At 68.2% G+C, this 23,380-nt stretch carries 25 protein-coding genes and 6 pseudogenes; 18 read left to right on the top strand and 13 right to left on the bottom strand.

Annotated elements, in window-relative coordinates:
• Position 1: 1 nt before the first annotated feature.
• Positions 2-250, bottom strand: a complete 249-nt coding sequence (locus ACLLJJ_RS00950; protein ID WP_434587343.1) for an antitoxin MazE7 — start codon at positions 248-250, stop codon at positions 2-4.
• A 175-nt stretch (positions 251-425) separates the two neighbouring features.
• On the bottom strand, positions 426-1,058 hold the full coding sequence (locus ACLLJJ_RS00945; RefSeq protein WP_434587342.1) for a TetR/AcrR family transcriptional regulator: 633 nt from the start codon (positions 1,056-1,058) through the stop codon (positions 426-428).
• A 99-nt stretch (positions 1,059-1,157) separates the two neighbouring features.
• Between ACLLJJ_RS00945 and ACLLJJ_RS00940 the strand changes: the two genes are divergently transcribed.
• Together ACLLJJ_RS00940 and ACLLJJ_RS00935 are read left to right on the top strand one after the other, a co-directional pair.
• Positions 1,158-2,171: an oxidoreductase gene (locus ACLLJJ_RS00940; RefSeq protein WP_434587341.1), complete on the top strand. Its 1,014-nt coding sequence runs from the start codon at positions 1,158-1,160 to the stop codon at positions 2,169-2,171.
• A 373-nt stretch (positions 2,172-2,544) separates the two neighbouring features.
• A complete protein-coding gene (locus ACLLJJ_RS00935) occupies positions 2,545-3,093 on the top strand; it encodes an EF-hand domain-containing protein (RefSeq protein ID WP_434587340.1) in 549 nt (182 codons plus the stop codon).
• 216 nt (positions 3,094-3,309) lie between these two features.
• On the opposite strand, the gene ACLLJJ_RS00930 is transcribed toward ACLLJJ_RS00935, so the two are convergent.
• Both ACLLJJ_RS00930 and ACLLJJ_RS00925 read right to left on the bottom strand, forming a co-directional pair.
• On the bottom strand, positions 3,310-3,888 hold the full coding sequence (locus ACLLJJ_RS00930) for a dihydrofolate reductase family protein (RefSeq protein ID WP_434587339.1): 579 nt from the start codon (positions 3,886-3,888) through the stop codon (positions 3,310-3,312).
• A gap of 81 nt (positions 3,889-3,969) precedes the next feature.
• Positions 3,970-5,076 carry a sialidase family protein gene (locus tag ACLLJJ_RS00925; RefSeq protein WP_434587338.1) on the bottom strand — a complete coding sequence of 369 codons (1,107 nt, stop codon included), beginning with the start codon at positions 5,074-5,076 and terminating at the stop codon, positions 3,970-3,972.
• Positions 5,077-5,787: 711 nt separating this feature from the next.
• On the opposite strand from ACLLJJ_RS00925, the gene ACLLJJ_RS00920 reads away from it, so the two are divergent.
• The 4 genes and pseudogenes from ACLLJJ_RS00920 to ACLLJJ_RS00905 all read left to right on the top strand — a co-directional run.
• Complete coding sequence (locus tag ACLLJJ_RS00920) at positions 5,788-6,354, top strand: TIGR03086 family metal-binding protein (RefSeq protein WP_434587337.1); 567 nt, start codon at positions 5,788-5,790, stop codon at positions 6,352-6,354.
• Positions 6,355-6,448: 94 nt separating this feature from the next.
• Positions 6,449-6,933 (top strand): annotated as a pseudogene (locus tag ACLLJJ_RS00915) (transposase); the annotation flags it as partial.
• 69 nt (positions 6,934-7,002) lie between these two features.
• Positions 7,003-8,177, top strand: a protein-coding gene (locus tag ACLLJJ_RS00910; protein WP_434587336.1) for an IS3 family transposase whose coding sequence is annotated in 2 segments (ribosomal slippage) — positions 7,003-7,270 and positions 7,270-8,177 — 1,176 coding nt in all. Because the reading frame shifts where the segments join, the coding sequence is not laid out codon by codon here.
• Between the two features lie 32 nt (positions 8,178-8,209).
• A pseudogene (locus ACLLJJ_RS00905) lies at positions 8,210-8,707 on the top strand (IS5 family transposase); the annotation flags it as partial.
• A gap of 214 nt (positions 8,708-8,921) precedes the next feature.
• Here the strand turns inward: ACLLJJ_RS00905 and ACLLJJ_RS00900 are convergent.
• Both ACLLJJ_RS00900 and ACLLJJ_RS00895 read right to left on the bottom strand, forming a co-directional pair.
• A complete protein-coding gene (locus ACLLJJ_RS00900) occupies positions 8,922-9,287 on the bottom strand; it encodes a hypothetical protein (protein ID WP_434587335.1) in 366 nt (121 codons plus the stop codon).
• 393 nt (positions 9,288-9,680) lie between these two features.
• Entirely contained in the window at positions 9,681-10,229 is a 549-nt protein-coding gene (locus tag ACLLJJ_RS00895; RefSeq protein ID WP_434587334.1) for a DUF1062 domain-containing protein, read from the bottom strand.
• Between the two features lie 343 nt (positions 10,230-10,572).
• On the opposite strand from ACLLJJ_RS00895, the gene ACLLJJ_RS00890 reads away from it, so the two are divergent.
• From ACLLJJ_RS00890 to ACLLJJ_RS00880, 3 genes are all read left to right on the top strand, one after another.
• Positions 10,573-11,031: a nuclear transport factor 2 family protein gene (locus ACLLJJ_RS00890; protein WP_434587333.1), complete on the top strand. Its 459-nt coding sequence runs from the start codon at positions 10,573-10,575 to the stop codon at positions 11,029-11,031.
• Positions 11,032-11,438: 407 nt separating this feature from the next.
• The gene (locus tag ACLLJJ_RS00885; protein WP_434587332.1) at positions 11,439-12,551 is read left to right on the top strand and encodes an ABC transporter substrate-binding protein; all 1,113 of its coding nucleotides are present in this window, start codon (positions 11,439-11,441) and stop codon (positions 12,549-12,551) included.
• 268 nt (positions 12,552-12,819) lie between these two features.
• Entirely contained in the window at positions 12,820-13,365 is a 546-nt protein-coding gene (locus ACLLJJ_RS00880) for an ATP-binding protein (RefSeq protein WP_434587331.1), read from the top strand.
• A 168-nt stretch (positions 13,366-13,533) separates the two neighbouring features.
• Here the strand turns inward: ACLLJJ_RS00880 and ACLLJJ_RS00875 are convergent, their stop codons facing one another.
• Positions 13,534-13,707, bottom strand: a complete 174-nt coding sequence (locus tag ACLLJJ_RS00875; RefSeq protein ID WP_434600683.1) for a hypothetical protein — start codon at positions 13,705-13,707, stop codon at positions 13,534-13,536.
• Between the two features lie 6 nt (positions 13,708-13,713).
• Here ACLLJJ_RS00875 and ACLLJJ_RS00870 point away from each other — a divergent pair, with 6 nt between their 5' ends.
• The gene (locus ACLLJJ_RS00870) at positions 13,714-13,932 is read left to right on the top strand and encodes a Rieske (2Fe-2S) protein (protein ID WP_434600258.1); all 219 of its coding nucleotides are present in this window, start codon (positions 13,714-13,716) and stop codon (positions 13,930-13,932) included.
• Positions 13,933-14,199: 267 nt separating this feature from the next.
• On the opposite strand, the gene ACLLJJ_RS00865 is transcribed toward ACLLJJ_RS00870, so the two are convergent.
• Positions 14,200-14,898: a hypothetical protein gene (locus ACLLJJ_RS00865; RefSeq protein ID WP_434587330.1), complete on the bottom strand. Its 699-nt coding sequence runs from the start codon at positions 14,896-14,898 to the stop codon at positions 14,200-14,202.
• 114 nt (positions 14,899-15,012) lie between these two features.
• On the opposite strand from ACLLJJ_RS00865, the gene ACLLJJ_RS00860 reads away from it, so the two are divergent.
• Entirely contained in the window at positions 15,013-15,663 is a 651-nt protein-coding gene (locus ACLLJJ_RS00860) for a TetR/AcrR family transcriptional regulator (protein ID WP_434587329.1), read from the top strand.
• Positions 15,664-15,719: 56 nt separating this feature from the next.
• Here ACLLJJ_RS00860 and ACLLJJ_RS00855 read toward each other — a convergent pair whose 3' ends face one another.
• Complete coding sequence (locus tag ACLLJJ_RS00855) at positions 15,720-16,532, bottom strand: AraC family transcriptional regulator (protein ID WP_434587328.1); 813 nt, start codon at positions 16,530-16,532, stop codon at positions 15,720-15,722.
• Positions 16,533-16,599: 67 nt separating this feature from the next.
• Here ACLLJJ_RS00855 and ACLLJJ_RS00850 point away from each other — a divergent pair, with 67 nt between their 5' ends.
• Entirely contained in the window at positions 16,600-17,175 is a 576-nt protein-coding gene (locus tag ACLLJJ_RS00850; protein WP_434587327.1) for a TIGR03086 family metal-binding protein, read from the top strand.
• Positions 17,176-17,595: 420 nt separating this feature from the next.
• On the top strand, positions 17,596-18,384 hold the full coding sequence (locus ACLLJJ_RS00845) for a VOC family protein (protein ID WP_434587326.1): 789 nt from the start codon (positions 17,596-17,598) through the stop codon (positions 18,382-18,384).
• 260 nt (positions 18,385-18,644) lie between these two features.
• Here the strand turns inward: ACLLJJ_RS00845 and ACLLJJ_RS00840 are convergent, their stop codons facing one another.
• The gene (locus tag ACLLJJ_RS00840; RefSeq protein WP_434587325.1) at positions 18,645-19,382 is read right to left on the bottom strand and encodes a VOC family protein; all 738 of its coding nucleotides are present in this window, start codon (positions 19,380-19,382) and stop codon (positions 18,645-18,647) included.
• Between the two features lie 326 nt (positions 19,383-19,708).
• Between ACLLJJ_RS00840 and ACLLJJ_RS00835 the strand changes: the two are divergent.
• A pseudogene (locus tag ACLLJJ_RS00835) lies at positions 19,709-19,897 on the top strand (dienelactone hydrolase family protein); the annotation flags it as partial.
• A 55-nt stretch (positions 19,898-19,952) separates the two neighbouring features.
• Here ACLLJJ_RS00835 and ACLLJJ_RS00830 read toward each other — a convergent pair.
• From ACLLJJ_RS00830 to ACLLJJ_RS00820, 3 genes and pseudogenes are all read right to left on the bottom strand, one after another.
• Positions 19,953-20,603: a LysR family transcriptional regulator substrate-binding protein gene (locus tag ACLLJJ_RS00830; protein WP_434600257.1), complete on the bottom strand. Its 651-nt coding sequence runs from the start codon at positions 20,601-20,603 to the stop codon at positions 19,953-19,955.
• A 60-nt stretch (positions 20,604-20,663) separates the two neighbouring features.
• Positions 20,664-20,777 (bottom strand): annotated as a pseudogene (locus ACLLJJ_RS00825) (helix-turn-helix domain-containing protein); the annotation flags it as partial.
• A gap of 12 nt (positions 20,778-20,789) precedes the next feature.
• Positions 20,790-20,879 (bottom strand): LysR family transcriptional regulator, encoded by a 90-nt coding sequence (locus tag ACLLJJ_RS00820; protein ID WP_434587324.1) that lies wholly within the window; start codon positions 20,877-20,879, stop codon positions 20,790-20,792.
• A 97-nt stretch (positions 20,880-20,976) separates the two neighbouring features.
• Here ACLLJJ_RS00820 and ACLLJJ_RS00815 point away from each other — a divergent pair, with 97 nt between their 5' ends.
• The 4 genes and pseudogenes from ACLLJJ_RS00815 to ACLLJJ_RS00800 all read left to right on the top strand — a co-directional run.
• On the top strand, positions 20,977-21,834 hold the full coding sequence (locus ACLLJJ_RS00815; RefSeq protein WP_434587323.1) for an alpha/beta fold hydrolase: 858 nt from the start codon (positions 20,977-20,979) through the stop codon (positions 21,832-21,834).
• Between the two features lie 103 nt (positions 21,835-21,937).
• Positions 21,938-22,296 (top strand): annotated as a pseudogene (locus ACLLJJ_RS00810) (LLM class flavin-dependent oxidoreductase); the annotation flags it as partial.
• Positions 22,297-22,342: 46 nt separating this feature from the next.
• Positions 22,343-22,648 (top strand): hypothetical protein, encoded by a 306-nt coding sequence (locus ACLLJJ_RS00805; protein WP_434600682.1) that lies wholly within the window; start codon positions 22,343-22,345, stop codon positions 22,646-22,648.
• Positions 22,649-22,708: 60 nt separating this feature from the next.
• Positions 22,709-23,278, top strand: a pseudogene (locus ACLLJJ_RS00800) (class I SAM-dependent methyltransferase); the annotation flags it as partial.
• Positions 23,279-23,380 lie beyond the last annotated feature (102 nt).

The raw sequence follows: 23,380 nt of genomic DNA, 5'->3' as shown, positions 1-23,380 counted from the left end.
GTCAGGCCGCCCGCGGGCTCTGGTCGGCGACCGGCGGCAGCCCGCCGAAGTCGGCGTCGAACGCCTCCAGGAAGCCCGGCTGGCCGATGACGCGGCGGAAGGCCGCGGTCGCGGTGTCGAGCAGCTGCTCGTGCTTCTTCTCCGCGGCCACCTTCGCCAGGTACTCCTTCATGGACATGCCCGCGCCCTCGGCCAGGTCCTTGAACGTGTCGCGGGTCTCGTCGTCGATCTTGACACTGGTATCTGCCATACCTCCGAGTATGCCGCCGAGCATGCCCGATCCGCCACCCGCTCGCGGATCGGGCGCTGACCTGCACGTTAACCCCCCCATTGCGCGCATCATGACCCGCTCAACACGATCGCTGGCGCAGGGGCGGAAACCATCACCCGGCGGCCGCATTCCTTGCCCACGGAATCGCGTCGTTTCATGGACCCGCGTCGGTTGCCGGGTCGGTCAGGGCGCCGGCCTGGGCGACTGCGAGCACGATGCGCACTGCTTGGTCGGCCGCCGCATCGTCAACCGGTTCGCCGGTGACCAGTAGCCGGAAGTGGATCGGTGCGGCCAGAAGCTTGAACAACTCGGCCGGATCGGTCGCCTCCGGTAGTTCTCCTCGTTCAATGGCGCGGGAGACCACTGGCTCGGCCCGACGGATCCGGTTCGCGAAGATGGCTCGCCGGGCCTCGGCGATCTCCGGCAGACGCCCCGCGTCGGAGTACATCGCTGTCTGTACGGCGGCGCCGACCGGGTCGGTCATGCTGGCGGCGAGAGCTCGGGCGAGTGCGCGCAGGTCGGTTTCCACGGCGCCGGTGTCCGGGGTGGGGATTTCGGCGGCGAAGTGCTCAGCGAGCGTGTCGACCACCAGACTCTCGCGGTCCTTCCAGTGTCGGTAGACCGTCGTCTTGTGCACACCTGCCCGTTTGGCCACCGCATCGACGGTCAGCTCCGCGTATCCCTTCCGCGCGAGCTCGTCGAGCGTCGCGGCATGTACTGCGGCCCGGACCTTTGGGCCGCGTCCGAAGGGGCGCATGCGGTTGGGCGGGACCGAGTCCGACGGCATTGCAACTCCTAGTTGCGTTGTTGTGGTGGTTGTGGCACGCTCCAGCCTATCGCAACCAGAAGTTGCAATAATTGTCCTTCCGGTGCCCGGAGGAAGATCATGCGCAGTGCCGCCCGCACAGCCTCCGTAACCGCCCCCATCCCGCATCTCCCCGACCAGTCCGGGCGCTTGGCCGTCGTCACCGGAGCCAACAGCGGCATCGGCTATGTCACCGCCCGCGAACTCGCCCGGCTGGGAGCCCATGTCGTCCTGGCGTGCAGGAGCCCGGAGCGTGGCAGATCCGCGTTGCGGCGGCTGCTCACCGAAGTGCCCGGCGCCCAGGCGGACCTGCGGCGCCTCGACCTCGCCTCGCTGTCATCCATCCGCTCCTTCGCCGAGAGCCTGGATCACGACCGCCTCGACCTGCTGGTCAACAACGCCGGTGTCGCGATGGTGCCGCTGGCCTGGACCGCGGACGGCTTCGAATCCCAATTCGGAATCAACCATCTCGGCGCCTTTGCCCTCACCGGCCTGCTGCTGCCCCGGCTGCTTGCTGCACCTGACCCGCGCGTGGTCACCGTCAGCAGCGAGGGTCAGCGCTTCGCTCGGTTCGACCTGGACAACCTCAATGCCGAACGCCGCTACCGCACGGCGTTCGCCTACGTGCAGTCCAAGCGGGCGAACCTGTACTTCTCCACCGAACTGCAGCGCCGCGTCGACGCGGCCGGCCTGCGATTGCGCAGCATGGCTGTCGCGCCGGGACTCACCCGTACGAACGTGCTCACCGGCGGCGCCCACAGTGAGCGCGGACGCTTGTACGCGACCTTGACGCGACTGCTCACGCGTCTTGCTTTCCGCCCCACCCCGGAGGGAGCGAAGACCTCCCTGTATGCCGCGGCCTCTCCGCACCTTCCCGGAGGAAGCTATGTCGTGCCCGACGGAATCCTGCAACTACGAGGGGAGCCCGTCCTGCGCCGCCGTGAGCGCGCGATGCGGGACACCGTCACTGCCCGCCGACTGTGGCAGCTCTCGGAACAACTCACCGAAGTCCACTACGACTTGCACCCAGTGATGGCCCACTCGACGCGTCGGCACGCTGTCCGACGACCACTGCCTCATAGAGGGCCCGCGTGATCAAAGTACTGCCCAGTGCGAACGACAGGGCGCGTTGCGCGTTCGGTGTCAGGAGGACGCCGACAACAACGCGCCGTGGTCCGGGACGGCGACTTCCGGAGAGGGCGCATACGCGGGGAGCGCCGCTGTGCGAACCGGCGAGCGAGAGCCCCGCTGCCGAGTCTTGGGCGGCGTGAACGGCGGCCCGCGCAGCCTCGGCCTGTACCTGGTGGCACACCCGGCCGAGTGGGACCGTCGCACGATCGTTCGGCGAGGGATGAACCTCTGGCATCCTTTGGGCGTCTGATACGTCGAAGTCCTCGTTCGTGGCTCGTAGCGCAAACAGCAGGCGTGGACCATCGTCAGTGAGATCTAGCGAGAGGACACGGAACGCATGGTGACGTCCGATCCGATCACCCGTCGGCTGCAGCGCCTCTTCGCGGTCCTTGACGCCACCGAAGAAGGCTTCGTGACCTGGGGCAACTACCAGCAGATCGTGGACAGGTACGCGACCGGCTATGCGTTGGCGAAGAGCGACGTCAGGGTCACTCACCTGGAGAGGGCGTACTGGGCGCAGTGGCTGGGACTCCTGTCACAGGCGACACCCGGGCAAAGCCGGCTGTCCCAGGGCGAGTTCGTCGCAGCGCACCGCGCCATCGACTACGGCACGAGCGCCGCGCAACTGCTGGAGGACCTAGCGCAGGCCGTTTTCAATGTCCTCGATGTCGACGCCGACAAGCGGATCAACAGGGACGAGTTCGCCAAGTATCTCGATTTCTGCGAGATGTCCAGCTCTGACGCCGCGCTCATTTTCCGCCGATTGGACCTGGACGGCGACGCCTTCATCTCCCAGCGAGAGGTTGCCAGGTCCATTCGCGCCTTCCATCTCTACAACGACGACCTCAATACACCGGGCGGCATCTTCCTCGGACTCTGCCACTGACCCGAAAACGAGGCCCGAGCGCCGACCTGGGTGCGTCGAGGCCAAGAGGGACGACAGCACAGGTACGGATACTGCGCCGTTGGTATGGTGTCTCACCAGGCAGGGCCGCAGATCAAGGTCTCCACGGTCGCCGACAGAGGCCTGCGGGCGCCCCGCCCAGTCCGTTGGTGAACGGGGCGTCCCGGCCACTTGACGGGGCGGGGCGCATGAATGGGCTCAGCCATGCAGAGTGGGCCGGTAAATGAGCTCTTGGGTGTGGCCGTCGAGCGTCCGGTGCTCGATCAGCTCGAGGTCGAAGTCGGCCGAACCCTGGAAGATCGGGTCGAGACCGGTATGACCGGTGATCACAGGGAAGAGCGTCACCTGCACGCGGTCGACCAGGCCGGCGGCCATCAGCGCCCGATTCATCGACAGGCTGCCGTGCGAGCGCAACGGTACCCCGGACTCCTCCTTGAGCCGGGCGACGACGTCGACGGCATCGCCGCTCTCGACGTTCGCATCCGGCCAGTCGAGGGATCCTTCCAGCGTGGTCGACACCACCGTTGCCGGCAGGTGCGTCATCCGGGTGACCCATGGGTCACGCACCTCGGAGTCCTCGGTGCTCGATTCCAGCATCCGCGCGAATGCCCTGTACGTGTTGGCGCCAAAGACCATCCGCTGCTCCCCGCCGTACTGGGCGAGGCGGTGGTCGAGGAGCTCGGGGCCTTGCTTGCCCCAGTAGCCGGTCCAGTCGCCGCTGGCGGAGCCGAAGCCGTCGAGGCTGGAAAAGACGTCGAATGTGTAGGTAGCAGACATGATGCTCTCCTCAAGTGCGGTCGATCGTGTACGTGCGTGTTGATCGTGTGTGTAGGTACAGACCGGAAACCACGGCGAAACTCATCGCCCTTGGACGCCGGGAGTCCGGCCACCCCGGAAGTGGTCTGTGGCGCTGGACCACACCATGGGCAGTCGCGTAAATCTGATGGTGTCGTGTGAGCCCTTCGGACCGGTCTCGTACAGCAGGCCGAGCCCCGAGATCCCTGTCCGCACCAAGTCCGAGTACCCGGCCGGGTCCTGCGACGCGGACCACACCGGCCGCCACGATTCCCCGCCGTCGTAGCTCGCACGCACCTGCATCCGACGCCGTCTGTCCGGGTCCGAGGGGCCGGAGAACAGGAGCGGGCCACGCCACGGCAGACCGGACACCTGCAGGACGCTGCCCTGCACCATGGGCCCGGTCAGCTGCGGCTGAGGCCGGAACGGGACGGACAGGGTCCGCCCGCCGTCGGCGCTGTACGCGTCCGCGCGGGTCCCGGTGGCCGTCAAGTCGTGGTCGCGGGCATTGATGTAGACCGTGCCGCCGGGCAGCTCCGCCAGCGTGCTCTCGTTGAGGGCGAGCGGGCCGCCGACCGAACCGCTCACATACCCGACGCGCCAGTTGTGCCCGCCGTCGTCGCTGTAGAGGGAGTGTGCGCCGCTGCGTCCGGTCGTACCCGAACTATGGTTCGCGGGCACCAGCAGCCGGCCTCGGTGACTGCTGTGCCGCAGAGCGACCGCATGGCCGGGGCCGACCGCGTACCAACGCCAGTCGGTGGCTTTGACGGTGGCGGTGATGTCGCGTTGCGGCGACCACGTCCTCCCGCTGTCCGTACTGCGCTGGAGGTACACGCGGCGGACCGACGCGGCGATCCGCCCCGATGTGACCTGCCGCCGCGTGGCGCCGCCGATCGTCCGGCAGGTCACCAACACGACGTCACCGGTGCGGGGATCGACCACGGGCACGGGGTTGCCCACAGTGTCGGTCCCGGCGTCCGCCACCAACTGGATCGGCTGCCAGGTGCATCCGCTGTCCAGGGAGCGCCGCAGAACCAGATCGATGTCGCCGTTGTCCGCCGAGGAATTCCACCGGCCCTCGGCGAAGGCGAGCAGCGTGCCGTCGGGCGTTCGCACAGCGGCCGGGATGCGGAAGGTGTGGTACCCGGAGTCGCCCGACCGGTACGGCACGGATGCCCCGCACCGTGCGGGGCGGTCGTACGCCGTGGAGGCAGGGGGCTGAGCCACTCCCAACCCGGCTGCCAGTGCCAGCAGGAAGGCGACTCGCCGAAAGGGTGCGGCACGAAGTCTCATCGCGTCTCTCGTCCGGTGGAGCGTGAGCAGGGGCGCGCGCGGGAACACCCGGACGGTTGGAGCGGGCCGCCTCCGTCTGTCCGAAAGGAATCTAGCGACAGAGGCTTCCGACGCCCGCGAGCGCCACGCCGCAGCGGGAGTCGGTGGGCCGAGGCGACTCCGACTTCCCCGCACCCGGTCCACGAGCGTCCAAGCCGACAGTCACACGCCCGACGGCTTCTGTTGGGACCGCTCAGCCTCAGTGGGCGCCGACCCCTCGGTGTCGATGACGGCGAACCAGTCCTGTGGCCTGGACGATGCCGGCCTCCGCTGCGGCCACCCGGATCGCGCGGGGGGTCGACGGCTGGGCGCCGGAGCCCACCTTGCTGATCACGGACGCCGATATCACGCCTGCTCTGAGGCGTACGTCGCCTGAGGAGCGTCCCACTCCATGAAACTGCTGATCAGGGGCATGTTGATCGCTTCGAGAAGGAGGCGTCGGCGGAAGTTGGCCTCCTCGGGCGGGCACCGCCCAGGAGCGGACCGATGAGCTTTGAACCCGACAGCTGTCTGCCGTGGGTAACCGCGCCGCGCGACCGAGGAGCACCCATGATCGACCTGAAGCCCGCCTGTCGCCAGATGATCGACGTACTGGCTGGCGTGGGCGACGAGCAACATGCCAACCGCACCCCCTGCGCCGAATACACCGTCCGTGACCTGATTGCCCACGTCGATGAGGTGTCCTCCGGATTCGCCGCCCTTGCCCACGGAGAATCCGGCGAGGGCGGGGACGTAGATCCCGCCACTGAGCCTGCTGCCCCGGACGTGAGTCCCGACTGGCGAGAGAGCGTGACCAAGAATGTGCGGGCGCTCGGTGACGCCTGGGACGACCCGGCGGCCTGGCACGGCAGGACAGTCGCGGCGGGCGTTGAACTGGCGAACGAGTTGTGGGGCAAGATCGCGTTTACCGAGATGGTCGTGCACGGCTGGGACATCGCCAAGGCCACTGGCCAACCCTTTGATCTCCCCCAAGCAACGCTCCAGGCATGCTTCGACCATGTGGCCGGGTTCGTCCCGAACGCACCCGTTGAAGGGCTGTGGGGCCCCGCCGTCGAAGTCCCCGCCGACGCGCCGCTGCTGGACCGGGTGGTGGCCGTCACCGGCCGACACCCGTAGGAATCACCCCGCCTCGACTAGGACGTGTGTCATGTCGTGATCAGTTACCGTGTTTCGCCTCTTTGTGGGAGCGGGATCCGGTAGGACCTTGGTCGTGACGCGTAGGCAACTCACCCATGATCAGTGGAAGTTCATCGAGCCGTATCTGCCGATCGGTAGGTACGGTCCGTATCCGGAGCGGTTGCGGGAGCAGTTCGAGGGTGTGATCTGGCGGTTTAGGTCCAGCGGTCAGTGGCGGGAGATGCCTGCAGAGTTCGGCCCCTGGGCCACCGTCTACGGACGCTTCCGCGTCTGGCGGAACGCCGGCGTGTTCTCCGCCCTGCTGGAAGGCCTGATCGCCGAAGGCGCCCGCGCCGGACGAACAGACTTGTCGCTGGTCAGCGTGGATTCCACAACGGTCCGCGCCCACCACGACGCCGCAGGCATGCGTGTCAGCAAGCACCTCATGGACGCCCTGGAAGAAGCCGCGCAGGAGCAGGAGACCGCACGGCAAAAAGGGGCGGACCGGAGGAACAGAACGGACAGGACGAGCGCCGGCGGACCCGGCGCAGGCGCAAGCTCCGCCTGAAAGAAGCTGTGGGGTGTTACCCCTTGATCGTGGACACCCTGATCATTGGATCGTGAAGATCCGAAGGACAGGAGTTCCCGTTGGGGACGTCGAAGTACTCGTCTGAGTTCCGGGCCGATGCCGTCGCGTTGTACCGCTCCAGCCCGGGGCGGACGTACGCGTCGGTGGCCAAGGATCTCGGGGTGAACCACGAGACGCTCCGCACCTGGGTGCGGGATGCTGAGCAGGCCGCCGTGCCCGGCGCGGTGGAGGCCAGCGCGTTGGAGAAGGAGAACAAGCGGCTGCGGGCCCAGGTGAAGGAGCTCGAGCTGGAACGCGAGATCCTGCGGAGGGCCGCGAAGTATTTTGCGGGCGAGACCAGCTGGTGAGCCGTTTCCAGTTCGTTGCCGACCACAATGACGCCTTCGGCGTGAAGCGGCTGTGCCGGATCCTGGGGCTCTCCCGTTCCGGGTTTTACCGGCACCTGGCCGGTTCGGATGCGCGGGCCGGGCGGGCACGTGCGGACGCCGAGCTTGCCGAGCGGATCACGTCGGTCCACACCGAGTCCGACGGCACCTACGGGGCTCCGCGCGTCACCGCCGAGCTCCAGGGCGCCGGGCTGCGGGTCGATCACAAGCGGGTGGAACGCGTCATGCGGAAGTTCGACATCGTCGGGCTGCACCTGCGCAAGAAGGTCCGCACCACAGTCCCCGCGGCCGACGCCGTCCCGGTGCCGGACCTGATCCAGCGGGACTTCACCGCCTCCGCGCCAAACAAGAAGTACGTCGGCGACATAACCTATCTCCCGGTCGGCGACGGCCAATTCCTTTATCTGGCAACGGTGTTGGACCTGTACTCCAAGCGTCTGGTGGGCTGGTCGATCGCCGACCACATGCGGACCGAACTGGTCACCGACGCCCTCAAGGCCGCAGCCGGCGCGCGGGGAGGGAACCTGCGCGGAGCGATCTTCCACAGCGACAACGGAGCCCAATACGCCTCCAAGGAGTTCGCCCAGGTCTGCAAGGACCTCGGCGTGATCCGATCACGCGGGGCCGTCGGCACCAGCGCGGACAACGCCGCCGCGGAGTCGTTCAACGCCAGCATGAAAAGGGAGACCCTCAAGGGCGCGAAACGCTGGCCCGGAGCCCGCGCCGCCCGCCTCGCGGTCTTCCGCTGGGTCACCCGCTACAACACCTGGCGACGGCACTCAGCCCTCGGCCAGCAGAGCCCGATCAACTACGAACAGCGATCAACTACGCTGGCCTCCGCCGCATAACAACCGGTGTCCACGATCAAGGGTGAAGGCCCGTGCTCGGCAGGTCCCGGGGCGGGCTGACCAGCAAACTTCATCTCGCCGCAGACCGCAGGTGCCGTCCGCTCGCGCTGGTCCTGACCGCCGGGCAGGCCGGGGACAGCCCCCAGTTCATCCCCGTACTCGCGCGGGTCCGAGTCCGCCTGCCCGTCGGCCGCCCTCGCAGCAGACCCGGCGCGGTCGCCGCGGACAAGGCCTACTCATCCCGCGGCAACCGCTCCTACCTGCGTAAACGCGGCATCAAAGCGGTCATCCCCGAGAAGAAGGACCAGGCCGCCCACCGGAAGAAGAAGGGCGCACGAGGTGGCCGACCCGTCACCTATGACGCGGACCTTTACAAGGAGCGGAACACCGTCGAGCGCCTGATCAACAAGCTGAAGGCCTGGCGAGGAATCGCCACCCGATATGACAAATCGCCCGAGAGCTACCTCGCCGGCGTCCACCTCCGCGCCGCGATGATCTGGATCGACGACCTATCAAAGACCGCCGACTGATCACGACATCACACAGGCCCTAGCCGCTCAGCTGCTCGCCAATCAGGCCAGGCGGTGGCCGTATCGCTTCAGTGGACTGGTCCCGCAGCAGCATGGGACTGAGCTGTGCCTCCTCCTGGTGCTTGAAGGAACTATTGCCCGCCGCTGGCGTGAGGTCGCAGGGCCTTCAGAGGGAAACCACCCCAGCGTTACTCATGCGCCTGTGCAGCCGCAGTCAGTGAGGGGCCATCGGTTTGATGTCGGTCTGGCCGCATACCCAGGCCAGGGCGTCGTGGGCGCCGTGGATGTAATCGCGTGGCACGGTGCGTTGCGTGGAGTCCTCCATCTGCAGGGTGGCGGCCTCCGTCTCGGCGGTCATCGCCTCCAGCCCTGGTGCACCACCTGTTGGCCGTGCGGTGATGGGCGCGGGCTCGCCGCGCCCCAGGGCCCAGAGATATCCGGCCAGAGCTCCACGGGCGTACTGCGTCTGCTGATTCGGCCCGGCGGCCCCGGCTTCCAAGTGCTGGAAGGCCTGTTCGACCTGGTCTGGGTTCCGGACACCGACCTTTGCCGGCGTCGTACTGAGCGGATCCGTCGTCATACGGGTACGAGTAACCGCATTCGCTCGTGTCATGTCTGCCCTGGCTCTCACGTCGCGAGCGGTAGCCGTCCCGGGCGCACTGAGTCCGCCGCGCCAACCTTGACCAGCAGGCCGACCGGACAGCGATCACCTCGATACGGTTGGCCGACAGGTGGACCGTCACCAGGCGCAGATCGCCCACCCGCTCACGCACCCCACCGGCAACCTCCCGGACGCCGGCGCGGGCACGTGCGGTGCCCCTACCAGCGGGCTTTCGCCGAACTCACTGATGCGTACCTGGCTGACACACGCCGAGTCCGGCCCGTCGTGGAGATCCTGGACCGGCTGGCACGCGAGCCGGGCCAGGGCCTGTCCGGCAAGATTCGCCGGACAGGCCCTGGCCCGGAGGTGGGTTCAGGGCTTGAGCGTGAAGGTGAAGTCGTCGGAGAGCTTGCCGCTCAGCCGGATTGCCGAGACGAGTTTCCCCTCCGTGACCAGTCTCTCGACCTCGGCCCGCGAAAGACCGCAACCCTCAGCGATCAGTCGCACCGGCCGGACAGGGATCCGCGCCGCAAAGCGGACCGAGATGTCGATCACCTCGCGGTCCAGGTGATCCGATCCGCCGGTGTCGAGGCGCCAGGCGTTGTCCCAGTCGAGGGCGATGCGATTACGACGCCGTACCCCCGGGTCCTGGAGCAGCTCAGCTGCCAGGCCGGGGTCGTTGTCATGCAGCCGGTCGAGCAGCTCGGGTCGTACGGAGCGCACATGCATCCGCTCCAGGACCGTGAGCTTCGCGGTGTCCCCGCACGTGGTGCAGAGCACGAGGAGCCAGGCGTCGAGGAGCTTGTGGTTCGCGTTGACACGGAATTTGCCATTTGCCCGGAAGCGCTCGGACGCGCACGTGTGGCAGCGGCGGAGAACGAGCGGCAGACAGGTGGGCATGACCAGCCAGTTATTGAGCACAGAAGTACACCGGTTCCATTGAGAAATCCGCAGCAAGAAGGAGCACGGCGCACAGGTGCGACGCGCGACGATTCAGCGCTCGGGAAGACTCAAACGGTGTACAACGGGACGTCCTTTGGCTGGGCGACTTGGTTCGACAGCACGGTAGTGGCGCGCAGCGGCGCTGTTCCACCGGTTTTTGAGCGCCTCACCACCAGGTACTGCCGGTCGTGCACCAGCAGGAAAGCAGCGCCGGGTCATTACCTCCGGGGTAATCGACCGTTCTCTCTCCTACCCGCAGGATCAAGCACATCGACGGGAACACCTCCCGCCGGGATCCGGTCGCAGCCGCGAGGAGAGCACCATGTCTGTCACATCCCCTGCCATTACGGCGAGGTCAGCGACCGCCGCGAGTTCCGTCGCCGAGGAGACCCGGGCTGTCGTACGGGAGTTCCTGGCCGCCCGGCTGGCCGGGGACACCGAGCGGCTCGTCGGGCTCTTCGCGGACGAGGTCGACTGGCTGCTCGCCGAGAACCCCGCCGTTCCGTGGATCCGCCCGCGGTCCACCGCCGCCGAATGCGCAGCGCAGTTCACGGAGTTGATGGAGCACACCGTGCCCGAAGACGCGCGCGCTCGCGTCGACACCTTCCTCGTCGATGGCGCCGACGCCGTCCTGATGGGGCAGGTGTCGGGGACCGTACGCGCGACGGGAAGGTCCTTCGAGGGCCCGTTCGCTCTGCACCTCACCGTCGAGGACGGCCGGATCACCCGGCACCACCTCTACGAGAACAGCCTGTCGATCGCAGAGGCATGCGCTCCGTAAGGGCAACTACGACGCTCAGGCCTGGCCGACTGTGGGGTTGTGACCGTTCGTCCGTACCAGCTAAAGATGCATGCGGGTCGCGTTCCCGAAGGGGCGTACGACCTCACGGAAGCGCGGTCACACCCACGCGGGTTGACAGAAGACGGGGGACTGTAGCCGAACGGCTCCGGGGTGTGGAGGGAGGCCGGTGGATCGGCCTTGGGGACCTGCGGACGGATACCTGAAGCCTGGCAGCCCGGCGAACGGATAATCGTTTGCCTGTGGGCGAGGACGATGGATGCAATGTCCGGCATGGTCGCCCTGGTACGCATGCCACGCTGGGACGCGATGAACACCTACTGCCGGGCCTTGCCACTCTGCGATCCGGGCAACCTTCAACCGAATCGCCACACGGGAGACATCGACGTATGAATACGCCACCATCGCTGCCAGGAACGGAGCGGGCTGACGGATCAGCCGTCCGGATCGGCGCTCTCGTCCCGCTGTCCCGGCCCGGCTGGGTCGAGGCAGGCCAACACTTGCTCGCCGGACTTGAGCTGGCCGTTCGCGAAGTCAACGAAACCGGCGGGATTGCCGGAAAGCCACTTGAGCTGGTGGTCCGAGACACCGCGGCTGATCCACAGAGGGCCGCGGCGGCCGTAGACGAACTGGCTCGCCTGGGCGTGGCTGCCCTGGCGGGGGAGTATCACAGTGTCGTCGCTCGCGCCGCTGCCGTCAGGGCCGACGCCCTCGGTGTGCCGTTCCTCTGCTCGTCAGCGGTTCTTGACACGCTCACCGAACAGCCGACCCCATGGGTGGCGCGCCTCGCCCCGGCGCAGTCCCACGGCTGGCAGGTCTACGCAGACTTCCTCCTCGGCGCGGGCCACAGCCGAATCGCGGTAGCAGCCGCGCCGAGTGCCTATTGGGCATCCGGAGCCCGTATTCTGCGGGACTACCTCGCGCCCCGCGGCGGCGCCGTCATCGAACTCGACATGAGCACGCTCGACCCCACTGCTGTGTGCGACGAACTCGTCGACAATCGAGCGACGGCCCTCCTTCTCCTGGTCGGCCACCCGGAGCCGGCCGTGTCGATCGTCAAGTCCGTCCGCCGTGACCAGCGCCTCGCCGAGATCATGATCGGTGCTCCGGCCGGGCAACCGGAGTTCGCCGAATGGGCGACGTTGCTGGGCGACGACAGCACCGCGATCCCGTTCTTGCGCTACCTGCCCGCGCGCCTCGGCCCACTCGGTGCACGAGTCGAGACGGCCCTGTGCGAGCGGCTGGCCGAAGCGCCCTCCTTCGTCGCCTTCGAGGGCTACGACACGGTCACCGTCCTCGCCCATGTGCTGCGCTCTCACGGCGTGGACCGGGCGCGCACTGCCGAAGCCTGGCCGCGCGTGGCAGTTGAAGGCACCCGCGGGCAGATCCAGTTCTCCCGGACACCGGACATCAGCGTGTGGCAATGGGCTTGGGCACCAATCCAGGTCGTTGATCGAGATCCGGCGGCACCTGATCGCTTTCGGATCCTTCACACCGGCTGAAGCGCGCGGAGGCCCGACCGCCCATGATCTGTCGCAATGGTTCCTCGTCTGCTTCGGTGTGGCGGCGGCCCCACCAGGCGCGGGTCGCGGGCCTGGAACATCCGCACTGGAGGAAGCGGCCCCTGGGCGGTCTCCTCGAACCCGGCGACGAGGATTCTGCCGCGTGTGGCGGACATGACCGGCTCCCGGACGGTGCGCACCGCCGAGGCTGCACCGTATTTCTGTTGTGCCCGGTCCCGCGGCCCGCGCAGCGCTAGCGTGGGGTCCCATGATCGTATGGCTCAACGGAACCCATGGGGCAGGCAAGACAACGACCAGTGCACTTGTGCAGCGGCTGATCCCGGATTCCCGGGTGTTCGACGCCGAGAAGGTCGGCGAAACACTCATGGACATCAAGCCGGGGCTGCCCCCGACGGACAACTTCCAGCACTGGCCGCCTTGGCGGCCACTCGTGGTCGAGACCGCCCGCCGCGTACTCGACTACACCGGCGGCGCTCTGGTGATGCCCATGACTGTCCTGGTCGAGGAATACTGGCGCGAGATCAGCACGGGACTCACTCAACATGCCATTCCGGTAAGGCACTTCGTCCTCCACGCCGACCAAGACACTCTCCGCGAGCGCATCGAGGGGGACACTCTTCTCGGGCCCTCCCCCTTCCGTCTCAAATACCTTGAGCCCTACGCCGAGGCGGCCCGTACGTGGCTGCACGCCGAAGCCGAGGTCGTCGACACCACGCACCTCACGCCCGCCCAGGCCGCTCTGCAGATCGCGGAGGCCGTCAAGAGTCATCCCGACACGCGAATCCCGCGGTGACGAAATGAAGGCGTGGTCGTCGGGCGACTCGCCATCGGCGCAAACTCCGCCATTGGTGAGTCGCCCCGAACGGGTGACGCTCCCGATGTGAGCTCTTCTCAGCTGCTATGCATAAGCGTCCGGTGTTCATCAAGAGCACCAGCAGTCGAGGAGTTGCCGGTGGAAGCCTCACGACGAGATATCCTGCAGAATGCCGCCGCGGCCGGACTCGCGCTGGTAGCAGTCGGATGCATTGACTGCCCTGCGGCTGCCGCCGCCACTCGTGAAGTCGGTGGCGCCGAGAATCCCCTCGCGAAGACCTCGGAAATCCCAGTCGGTGGTGGGAAAATCTTTGCGAACCATGGCGTTGTGATCACGCAGCCCGTCGCAGGGAAATTCAAGGCGTTCAGCTCATCCTGCACCCACCAGGGATGTGCCCTCTCCACCGTCTCGGGCGGCACGGCCAACTGCCCCTGTCATGGGAGCCAGTTCCGCATTGAGGATGGTTCAGTGGCCACTGGGCCGGCACCATCGCCTCTGCGCCCGAAGGCAATCAGAGTCGTCTGCGACTCGATCCACCTTGCCTGAGAGGGCCTTGCCCCGGCCACGATGCGCGCCATCAGGCCTGCCATTCCGCTGGCTCTTCAGGGCGTCGGGGACCGTGAGGGCGTCAATGCTCTCGGGCCGGTAGCGGTGCATCAGCGGAGTTGCCGGGCCGACGTAGTGGCGTACGTCAATGAAGCGGGGGCGTCGGATCCTTCCCGGAGGTCGCGCCGTGTTTTCCCCGCCGAATCCGGTGGGGAAAACACGGCGTCACACACGGCCGCCGAGTTGTCGTGCGTCTGGCCGAAGACCTCAGGCGCGGGTTGCCGCAGCGGCGATGATCCAGTTCCTGAACTCGACGGCGTAGTGCCGGAGGTGGTGTTCCAGGACGTCCTGCGGACACGTGGTGGGCACGTAGACGGTCAGGTTCGCGGTGAAACCGTCAGCGGCGTCACCAAACTGGGTCAGTGCCCGCCCGACAACCGTGCCGTCGGCCAGAAAGAGGTTCGAGGACATCTTGTGCGGAAACTCGGACTCCGAGAGGAGTTCGGCCGCGTCCGTGGCCCAGGCCATCGCGTCCGTTCCCCAGCCGCCCATGTAGAAGGAGCAGACGTGTGGGCCGATGTTCTCCACCACGTTGAACGATCCGTCGGCCCCGGGGGCCATTACATAATGCTCGGGGTGCGCCGCGAGGAGTGCGTTCTCGTCGCCCGCGAAGGCTTTTTCCATCCAGGCCAGGAACTCGCCCGAGGTGAGGCCCCGCGTCGCGAGAACCGTCGTGCCGGCCTTGAAGTCGCCGTCGGAGGCGCGCGCGCTCTCTCGCAGGAAGGCGTTGCCTTCCTCGATGTCTGCGGCCAGGAGGTCGAGCAGGCCCTGGCGGCCCAGCCGGGTCCTGAAGCGGTCCAGGGCACGGCGGGCGTAGAACAGCTCGAAGTCGTCGATGCTCCCGGCACCGGTGGGTCCTGACTCGAGCGTCACAGTGACGGGCAGAGATGTCTGGTTGACGGTCATGGGCGAACCTCCAGTAGTATGCGAATGTAAATTCACATTCGCATAGTGAGAGTACGCGGAGTGCACGACTTGTCGAAAGGGCCTGGTGAGACCGCCGCCGATACCATGTGCGGCATGACTGAGGAGCCAGATCGCCCAGCGCTCTACCGGGAGCCCCGGCAGGCGCGTAGCGCCGCGACGCTGGCCCGCGTGCTGCAGGCCGCCGAGGAGATCGCCTCTTCGTCCGGCCTGGAGGAGATGACGATCACCGGCGTCGCAGCACGCGCCGGCGTCTCGGTCGGCACGATCTACCGTCGCTTCGAAGACAAGGAACAGCTGATCACCGCACTGACCGAGCGAATGCTGGAACGGCGCGAGAAGTACGTGGCCGAGCAACTGCGCTCGGCCGAGCCGTCACTCGCCGGCGTCATGGACGCCTACGCGCACGCCCTGCTGCAGTCCTTCGCCGACAGCAGCAACCTCTTCCCCGAGCTACTGCGCACGCGGGGAACCAAGTCGCTGGACCGCGGGGCCCGCACCATCACCGAGATCCACCGCCTCCTCCTCGAAGCCGCGACCCCCTACGCCGACGAGATCCGGCGCTCGGACCCGGAGATGGCGCTGGACACCGTGGCCCGCTCCGTCCTGGGCGCCTGCTTCCACAACTCCGTACGCCCCGACCCCGCCACCGGCGAAGCGTCCAGGCATCGGTACGCGGAGGAACTCAGCGACATGGCGATCGCCTACCTGCTCACCCCGGGCCGCCGCCGCACCGGCCGTAGCTGAGCCGCTGGCGAAGACAACCGCTCTGCCCCGGCAGGGCGGGAAGCGTGGGGTGGGCGTCAGTCGCGGGGTGCGACCCGGCGGGTGTAGCGGTCCGGGGAGGTGCCCACGGTTGCGGTGAAATCGCGGACGAGATGTGCCTGGTCGCTGTAGCCGAGCTCGGCGGCCAAATCCGCCCAGTCGATGGATGCCCGCCGGGTGGCGGCCTCCGCGGCCTCGTGGATCCGGCTGCGGTTGATGACCCACTTCGGCCCGAGTCCGATGTGGTCGGCGAACAGTCTCTGCAGTTTCCGCGTGGTGATTCCCAGCCGCTCGGCGAGATCGGTGACCCGGCTGAGGGACGTGTCGGCGACGATGAGGTCGACCACGGAGTTCACGGGCTCGGTCATGGGCAGCGGCAGTGTGCCCAGGGAGCGCAGGAAGGCCTCGACGGCGGTTGCCGACCTGCTCGTGCTGTCGTCTCCGCGCAGGACGTCGCAGAGGTCGTCGACGCCGGTGCCGAACACCTCCGAGGCCGCCAACTGCCGCCCGGCGACGGCGGACACCGCGCCACCCAGGAACGGCCGGAAACCGGCAGGCCGGAATTTCACGCCGAAGGCCCGGCCGCGGCCCTCCAGACGTCGTACGAAGTCGTGCGGCGAAATGGTCTGGACCGTGGCGGCACCGGGCTCGAAGACAAGGTGCACGGCGGGGTGCTGGATGACTCGCTGCTCGTAGCACTCGCCAGCTGGCATGTCCCAGCGCACGATCCAGTAGCGGTCCACGGCCCAGGCCAGGCCGGGCGAGGGCTCGTGCCGGGTCAGGGTGAAGTGCTCGAACCCGGCTCGGGGGTCGATGATGCCGCGGGTGTCCTGATCGGTGGGCCGAGTCACCCGACCAAACTAGCCGGGTGTCGCGTTTCTTCAAGACGGTTTCCCTGGCCGTTCCCATACTGGGGTCATGGCTGAAGTCGAACTTCTTGCAGGTGTCCTGTCCAAGACCGGTGATGTCATGGAGGGCGTCGGAGCGGACCAGATGAGTCTCCCGACACCATGTGACGACTACGACGTCGAGGCTCTGATCCAACACATCGTCGGGTGGCTCCGCGTGTTCGAGGCCAACTGTCACGGCCGCACCTACGAGGCCGACCTTGCGGACCATCCGTGCGGCGCCGACCCGGCCGGCGAGTTCCGCACCGCCGCGGCGGGCGTGATCGCCGGGTGGGAGAAGTACGGCTTCGACCGCCAGGTCGCCGTTACGGGCAGTCAGCTGCCCGGCGAAGCGGTGTTCGGCATGACAGTCATGGAGTACCTCACCCATGGCTGGGACCTGGCGGTCGCCACCGGGCAGCCGATTCCCTTCACCGAGCAGGAGGCGGCAGAGGCCCTGAGCCGGGCAGAGGGCATGCTCCTGCCGGAGTACCGGGGCGTGGGCATGGCCTTCGGCGAGATTGTTCCCGTCGCCGCGGACGCGCCGGCCGTGGACCGGTTCGTGGCGTTCCTCGGGCGCGACCCGGTACCGACCTCGGCGCGGTAGCCCGCAACCCGGTGGACCAACGTCGGCCGGCCGATGCCGACTTCCGCACCAACGCGTGGCACCCAGGGGCAGAAGCCCAGCCGAGCGCCCCGTGCCGCCGACCCGCACCCACCCGACATAGGACCGGACGACGCCGTGGTCGGGCTGCGCATCGCCGAGGAAGGGCAGTTGCCGGAGATCGCGGAGTGGACGTCGTGGAGCATGGCGGTCATACGGGGTGAGCACAGGGCGGCGGCGACGGCGGTCTCTACCGGGTGCTGAGCGTCCTGGGCGTCTCCGGTGGAGTTCCGCTGCGCGCCCGCTGGGCCAAGGGGCCGTGTGGATGAACCCGGCCGGGTGCGGGCGGGGACGCTGAGGTCAACATCGTGGCGGGGGGTACCGTGCCGCCGTACGCCGTCGGACCCGACACAGGAGAGACGCATGCTTGGTACCGACTTCCGCACTGGATCGCCCAACTGGCTCGACCTCGGCAGCCCCGACATCCCCGTGGCCAGTGCCTTCTACAGCGCCGTCTTCGGCTGGCGGTTCGTTCCGGCCGGACCCGACACCGGCGGCTACGGATTCTTCCAACGTGAGGGCAGGACCGTCGCCGCGATCGGGCAACTGACCGAGGAGGCTGCGAGCTCGGCTTGGATGCTGCACTTTCACACCCCCGACCTCCAAGCGACCACCGCCGCCGTGCGCGAGGGCGGCGGGAGCGTGCGGATGGAGCCGATGGACGTGATGGGTGAGGGCTGGCTCGGGCAGTTCACGGACCCGCAAGGCGCCGAGTTCGCCTGCTGGCAGCCCGGCCGCACGGCCGGGTTCGAGATGGCCTCCGCGGAGAACGCGCTGGTCTGGGCCGAATTGCACGTGCCCGACCCGGTTGCCGCCATCGGGTTCTACGCGGGTCTGTTCGGCTGGCGCTCGGCCGAGATGCAGGCGCCCGGGATGACCTACCGGGTGCTGAGCATCGCGGACGGCGACCAGGAGGACGGCTCCTTCGGCGGGGTCGTCCCGCTGACGGGCGACGGGGAGCAGGCCCGCTGGGTGCCGTACTTCCATGTCCTCGACGCCGACGCGATCACCGCGGAGGTCACGGCGAACGGCGGCTCCGTGCTGATGCCCGCCGCCGACGTACCCGACGTCGGCCGGATCGCCTGGGTCAGCGACCCGGCGGGCGCGGTGTTCGCGCTGCTCACGCCGGACCCGCGAACTGACGGACGCTGACGCCTGACCGGCGCTGACAGGGGCCCCAGGCGCACCACCGGCCGGTTCTCGCAGGCCGGCCGGTCAGGTGTCCGATATTGGGGACCACGGCAACGCACACGTCGGTTCAATGGGGGACGGGCTCGGCCAGCCGGGGGAGGCCGGCCCCTCTCCGGGGTCTTCGCAGTGAAGTCGGTTGCCGCGGGCGGGCGCGAACCTGCTTCTACCAACTGAGTTGGCGCCCATGTGCTCAAGCCTCGGGGTGTCGCCGAGGGCCCGTGTCAGCGCGCGGTGAGGACGCAGAACTCGTTGCCCTCCGGGTCGGCGAGGCACGTCCACGGGACGTCGCCCTGGCCGAGGTCGAGGTCGGTGGCGCCGAGGGCCCGCAGCCGGGCCGCCTCCGCGGCTTGATCGTCTCCGGGGTATGGGCGCAGGTCGAGATGGGTGCGGTTCTTCACGGTTTTCGCGTCGGGCGTGCGGATGAACTCGAGATACGGACCAACACCCTTGGCGGAGCGCAGCACCGCCTGCTCGTCGGTCACCTCGTGCAGGGTCCAGTCCATCGCCTCGTCCCAGAACCGGGCCGTGGCCCGGGGATCCACGCAGTCGACCACCACCGCGGCGATCGGCCCGGTGTCCCGGTAGATCGATCGCGGCTCCAGCACGCAGAACTCGTTGCCATCCGGGTCGGCCAGGACCGTCCACGGCACGTTGCCCTGGCCCACGTCGGCGGGCGTCGCACCGAGGGCCTGGAGGCGCGCCACCAGCTCTGCCTGATGGGCCACAGAGGTGGTGGCAAGGTCGATGTGTACGCGGTTCTTCACGGTCTTGGGGTCCGGGACGCGAAGGATGTCGACGCAGAGGGCGGCGGGGTCGGGATAGACGAGGCCCACGGGTTCGAGGTTGGTCACGCCGGGTTCCTCGCTGTCGATGCTCCAGCCGAGCACCTCCGCCCAGAACCGGCCGAGCGCCGAGTCATCCCGAGCATTCATCACAATTTGCACCAGCCGTGTCGCCATGCCGTCGATCCTAGGAACATCGCCCCCCATCGACAAACGCATTCCCGTCACCGAACAGAGAGCGACTCGCTCGCCCACCGCAGTGCTCAGCGCGCCAACTGTCGTCAGTCACAGTGATGTACGGCGTCGACCCTCCGCAGGGCGAAGTTGCCCCTTGCCATCGGCTCCGGCCGGACCGCCCGGCGGCGGGCGTTTCCGTACAGCGGCAGGGGTGGCGTACAGGACTCGCCGCATGACGTGGCGATTGCCGGCGGCCTGGTTCACATGGGTGTCGATGTGCTCCGCCAGGGCCTTCCACAGGGTCCACCCGCGGGCCCATACGCGCGTCCGCCGAGATGCAGGCCGCGGGCGTCGACTGGCGCCTCGTGGTCTACGGCGGAGCCCTGCACGCCTTCCACCACCCGCCGGTAGACCAGATCGTGCTCCCCGGCATCGGCTACCACCCGCAGCACGCGCGGCGAGCCTGGCGCGACATCGTCGACCTGCTCGCCGAGTGCCTGCCCGTAAGGGAGTGAGCCAGAGCGTCGGGACGGCAGTCCTCATGACACGACAGGCCGGGTTCGTAGCTGGTTACGCGCGCTCGGCGACCTTGGCTGCGACGTCTACGGCGATCTCGATCGCCCGCGCCGCGAGGGGGGAGTGAGTGCGATCGGCCCGCCACAGCAGGAAGATCTCGCGTGGCGGGAGCGCCGGCCGAAGCTCGTGGACGCACAGCGCCTCGTCGGAGCCGACGTCGGCGCCGCGGACGGCGAGTTGTGGCAGCACCGCCGCGCCCATACCGGCGCGCACCATCGACAGCACGGTTTCGTTGCCCGCGGTGCGGAACACGATCCGCGGCCGAATGCCGCGGCGTGCGAGCGCCTGCTCCATCCGGGCCTGGTCGCACATCGGTGGGTGCGCCACCATCGGTGCGGCGTCGAGTCGGGCCGGATCGACCGGTCCGTCGGGGAAGGCGCCGCGGCGGGCCACCAGCAGGTAAGGATCGTCGAGCAATTTGAGGTGTTCGACGTCGCCGTCGACGCGGCCGTCGAAGAACATCAGGTCGTGCTCACCGACTTGGGGCAGGTCGGTCTCCTCCTCGAACAGCCTGATGTCGCAGCCGGGGTGCTCGTCCCGGAGCCTGCGTACGACCAGCGGCAGTATCACGTTGGACACGCTTTGGAAGGTACCGATATCGACCCGGCCGTCACCGGCCTTGAACCGGTCCACGGCCGCTGCCATCGCCTGGGCCTTCGCCAGCAGATCGCGTCCGTGCGCCAGCACCACCGCGCCGAGCGGGGTGATCCGCGCCGGTTTGGGCCCGCCCGGCCGGTCGAACACGGCACCGCCGACGGTTTTCTCCAGAGCCGCGATCTGCTGGCTCACCGTCGACTGGGTGTACCCGAGCCGCGCGGCGGCCCGCCCGAACTACCCGAGCCGCGCGGCGGCCCGCCCGAACGAGCCCTCGTCAGCGACTGCGGCGAGCGTGGTGAGATGCCGCAGCTCGAATTCCGGCATGCGCCCCCCTGGCAGCTGATAAGCATCGACCATCATGATTGAGTTGATCGGAACCTATCGCTTTTCGCGATGAGCGTCCTGGCCTAGCGTGGTGTCCATGACGGATCACCTTTCACACGGCGAGAGGTTCGTCGAGATCCGCGACGCCGAGCTGTGCGTCGAGACCTTCGGAAACCCCGCGAACCCGGCAGTCCTGCTCATCGACGGTGCGGCCGCCTCCATGCTGTGGTGGGAAGCCGAACTGTGTGAACAAATCGCGCGGGGCGACCGGTTCGTGATCCGCTACGACAACCGGGACACCGGCAGGTCCACGAGCTACCCGCCCGGGCGTCCGGGCTACACGTTCACCGACTTGGCCGGGGACGCGCTCGGCATCCTGGACACCCTGAACATCGAGCGCGCACACATCGTGTGCCGGTCCATGTCCGGCGGACTCGGGCTCATTCTCGGGGTGGGACACCCCGGCCGGATCGCGTCACTGACGTTCGTCTCCACCTCCACGGGCGAGGACGATCTCCCACCGTCGTCGGACCGGCTCACCAGCGACACCCCCGCCGACCCGGACCTCGCCGATTCGGCCGCGGTGGTGGATTTCGTCGTCGCGTCGGCAAAGGCGTACTCGGGTGGCTCGCCCTACTTCGACGCGACCGCCACGCGTGCGCTGGTCGAGCGGGACGTGGCCCGCACACGCAACATCGCGTCCACCCTGGCCAACCACTACGCGATGAACTTCGACGGGCCGTCCCGCGGCTTTGCCGACATCACGGCGCCCACTCTGGTGGTGCACGGCGACCACGACCCGCTTTTCCCGCCGCCCCACGGGCAGGCGCTGCGCGACGCGATTCCCGGCGCTCAGCTGCTGATCCTGGAAGGCGCGGGGCACGACCTGCCGAAACCGCTGTGGGACGTTTTCGTACCCGCTCTGATCCAGCACACCGGAGGCGGCCGACCATGACCCGGTTGCGTTTGCGCTCTGGCTTCCGATCTTCGACGAGCTCGCCGAACCTGCGGCGGTCGCACGTCTCGCCGCCGAGGCGGAGGAAGCTGGATGGCTCGGCGTGTTCGTATGGGACCACCTGCGCTGGCGGGCGCCGATCCGCCGGGTGGCCGACCCCTGGATTACCCTGGCGGCGATCGCCACCGCCACCGACAGCCTTCGGCTCGGCCCCATGGTCACACTCTTGCCCGCCGCAGGCCGCCCAAGGTCGCCAAGGAAACCGCGACGCTGGACCGGCTCAGCAACGGCCGCCCCACCCTCGGCGTCGGTCTCGGCAGCGACCGCTCCGCCGACGAGCTGAGCGCGACCGGTGAGGAACTCGACGACCGTCGGCGGGGGCAGATGGTCGGCGAGTCCCTGGAGATCCTCACCGCCGCATGGTCCGGCAGGCCGGTGCACCACCACAGCCCGCACTACACCGTCGACGGCGTCTCCTTCCTCCCCCCGACCGGTTCAGCGGCCCGGCATGCCGGTCTGGGCCGCCGGGCTTCCCGGCAATATCAAACCGCTGCGGCGCGCGGCCCGGCACAACGGCTTCTTCCCGGTCGATCTCGAACACCCGGACCAGCTCGCCGATATCGTCGCCACCGTCACCGATCTCCGTAGGCGGAAGACCACCCCGTACGACATCGCTGTCGCCCTGCCGGCCGGCGCCGATCCGACGCCCTACGCTGAGGCGGGCGCCACCTGGTGGCTGACGGAGTTCCCGCCGGAAACGGTGTCGCTGGACCAGGTGCGAGGCGTAATCCGCGACGGTCCGATAGAGCCTTGAGGACATCCACATGAGCAACAGGCATGTCGAAACCGATATCGAGAGGATCCGGTGACCGTGATGCCCGAGCAGCAGGGAACCCCGACGCGGCCGAACTCCGAGCCGACCGCAGGTGAGCACGGGACGACACGTGCCGAACTGTTCGACTACGACGCGGAGTTGCGGCTGCACAACGCACACTTCCGCGCCGCCGGCCGCGTCGGCCCCCGCGACCGCGACCGCGTGCTCGACATAGGCTGTGGCACGGGCCAGACCACGCGCGAGGCCGCCCGCGCCTCCGCCACCGGCAGCGCGTTAGGAGTCGACCTCCCCGCGCCGATGCTCGAACGTGCCCGTCGGCTCACCGACGGCCAGGGGCCACCCAACGTCACCTACCAACAGGCGGACGCCCAGGTTCACCGCTTCCCACCGGCGCACTTCGACCTCTGTATCAGCAGGTTCGGAACGATGTTTTTCGCCGACCCGGTCGCCGCGTTCACCAATATCGGGCGCGCTCTGCGGCCCGCGGCGCGCCTGGTGCTGCTGGTCTGGCAAGAGCGCGACCGCAATGAATGGGCGTCCGCGATCCGCCAGAGTCTCACTGCCGCGACAGCCACACCCGCCCCGCCCCTCTCCGGTCCGGACGCCTTCTCACTCGCCGACCCGACCACCACGGAAGGCATCCTGACGGCGGCAGGCTTCACGGACGTCAGCTTCACCGACGTGCACGAGCCCGTCTACTACGGCCCGGAC

It is taken from the genome of Streptomyces sp. A5-4, from assembly GCF_051131715.1.
Lineage (GTDB): Bacteria > Actinomycetota > Actinomycetes > Streptomycetales > Streptomycetaceae > Streptomyces.
This window is presented reverse-complemented; position numbering and strand designations above follow the sequence as displayed.

Excerpts from the sequence above, each read along its gene's own strand:
- ACLLJJ_RS00950 (WP_434587343.1), bottom strand. The coding sequence starts at position 250 with ATGGCAGATACCAGTGTCAAGATCGACGACGAGACCCGCGACACGTTC.
- ACLLJJ_RS00945 (WP_434587342.1), bottom strand. The coding sequence starts at position 1,058 with ATGCCGTCGGACTCGGTCCCGCCCAACCGCATGCGCCCCTTCGGACGC.
- ACLLJJ_RS00940 (WP_434587341.1), top strand. The coding sequence starts at position 1,158 with ATGCGCAGTGCCGCCCGCACAGCCTCCGTAACCGCCCCCATCCCGCAT.
- ACLLJJ_RS00935 (WP_434587340.1), top strand. The coding sequence starts at position 2,545 with ATGGTGACGTCCGATCCGATCACCCGTCGGCTGCAGCGCCTCTTCGCG.
- ACLLJJ_RS00930 (WP_434587339.1), bottom strand. The coding sequence starts at position 3,888 with ATGTCTGCTACCTACACATTCGACGTCTTTTCCAGCCTCGACGGCTTC.
- ACLLJJ_RS00920 (WP_434587337.1), top strand. The coding sequence starts at position 5,788 with ATGATCGACCTGAAGCCCGCCTGTCGCCAGATGATCGACGTACTGGCT.
- ACLLJJ_RS00900 (WP_434587335.1), bottom strand. The coding sequence starts at position 9,287 with ATGACGACGGATCCGCTCAGTACGACGCCGGCAAAGGTCGGTGTCCGG.
- ACLLJJ_RS00890 (WP_434587333.1), top strand. The coding sequence starts at position 10,573 with ATGTCTGTCACATCCCCTGCCATTACGGCGAGGTCAGCGACCGCCGCG.
- ACLLJJ_RS00885 (WP_434587332.1), top strand. The coding sequence starts at position 11,439 with ATGAATACGCCACCATCGCTGCCAGGAACGGAGCGGGCTGACGGATCA.
- ACLLJJ_RS00880 (WP_434587331.1), top strand. The coding sequence starts at position 12,820 with ATGATCGTATGGCTCAACGGAACCCATGGGGCAGGCAAGACAACGACC.
- ACLLJJ_RS00875 (WP_434600683.1), bottom strand. The coding sequence starts at position 13,707 with ATGGTTCGCAAAGATTTTCCCACCACCGACTGGGATTTCCGAGGTCTT.
- ACLLJJ_RS00865 (WP_434587330.1), bottom strand. The coding sequence starts at position 14,898 with ATGACCGTCAACCAGACATCTCTGCCCGTCACTGTGACGCTCGAGTCA.
- ACLLJJ_RS00860 (WP_434587329.1), top strand. The coding sequence starts at position 15,013 with ATGACTGAGGAGCCAGATCGCCCAGCGCTCTACCGGGAGCCCCGGCAG.
- ACLLJJ_RS00850 (WP_434587327.1), top strand. The coding sequence starts at position 16,600 with ATGGCTGAAGTCGAACTTCTTGCAGGTGTCCTGTCCAAGACCGGTGAT.
- ACLLJJ_RS00845 (WP_434587326.1), top strand. The coding sequence starts at position 17,596 with ATGCTTGGTACCGACTTCCGCACTGGATCGCCCAACTGGCTCGACCTC.
- ACLLJJ_RS00840 (WP_434587325.1), bottom strand. The coding sequence starts at position 19,382 with ATGGCGACACGGCTGGTGCAAATTGTGATGAATGCTCGGGATGACTCG.
- ACLLJJ_RS00830 (WP_434600257.1), bottom strand. The coding sequence starts at position 20,603 with ATGGCAGCGGCCGTGGACCGGTTCAAGGCCGGTGACGGCCGGGTCGAT.
- ACLLJJ_RS00820 (WP_434587324.1), bottom strand. The coding sequence starts at position 20,879 with ATGCCGGAATTCGAGCTGCGGCATCTCACCACGCTCGCCGCAGTCGCT.
- ACLLJJ_RS00815 (WP_434587323.1), top strand. The coding sequence starts at position 20,977 with ATGACGGATCACCTTTCACACGGCGAGAGGTTCGTCGAGATCCGCGAC.
- ACLLJJ_RS00805 (WP_434600682.1), top strand. The coding sequence starts at position 22,343 with ATGCCGGTCTGGGCCGCCGGGCTTCCCGGCAATATCAAACCGCTGCGG.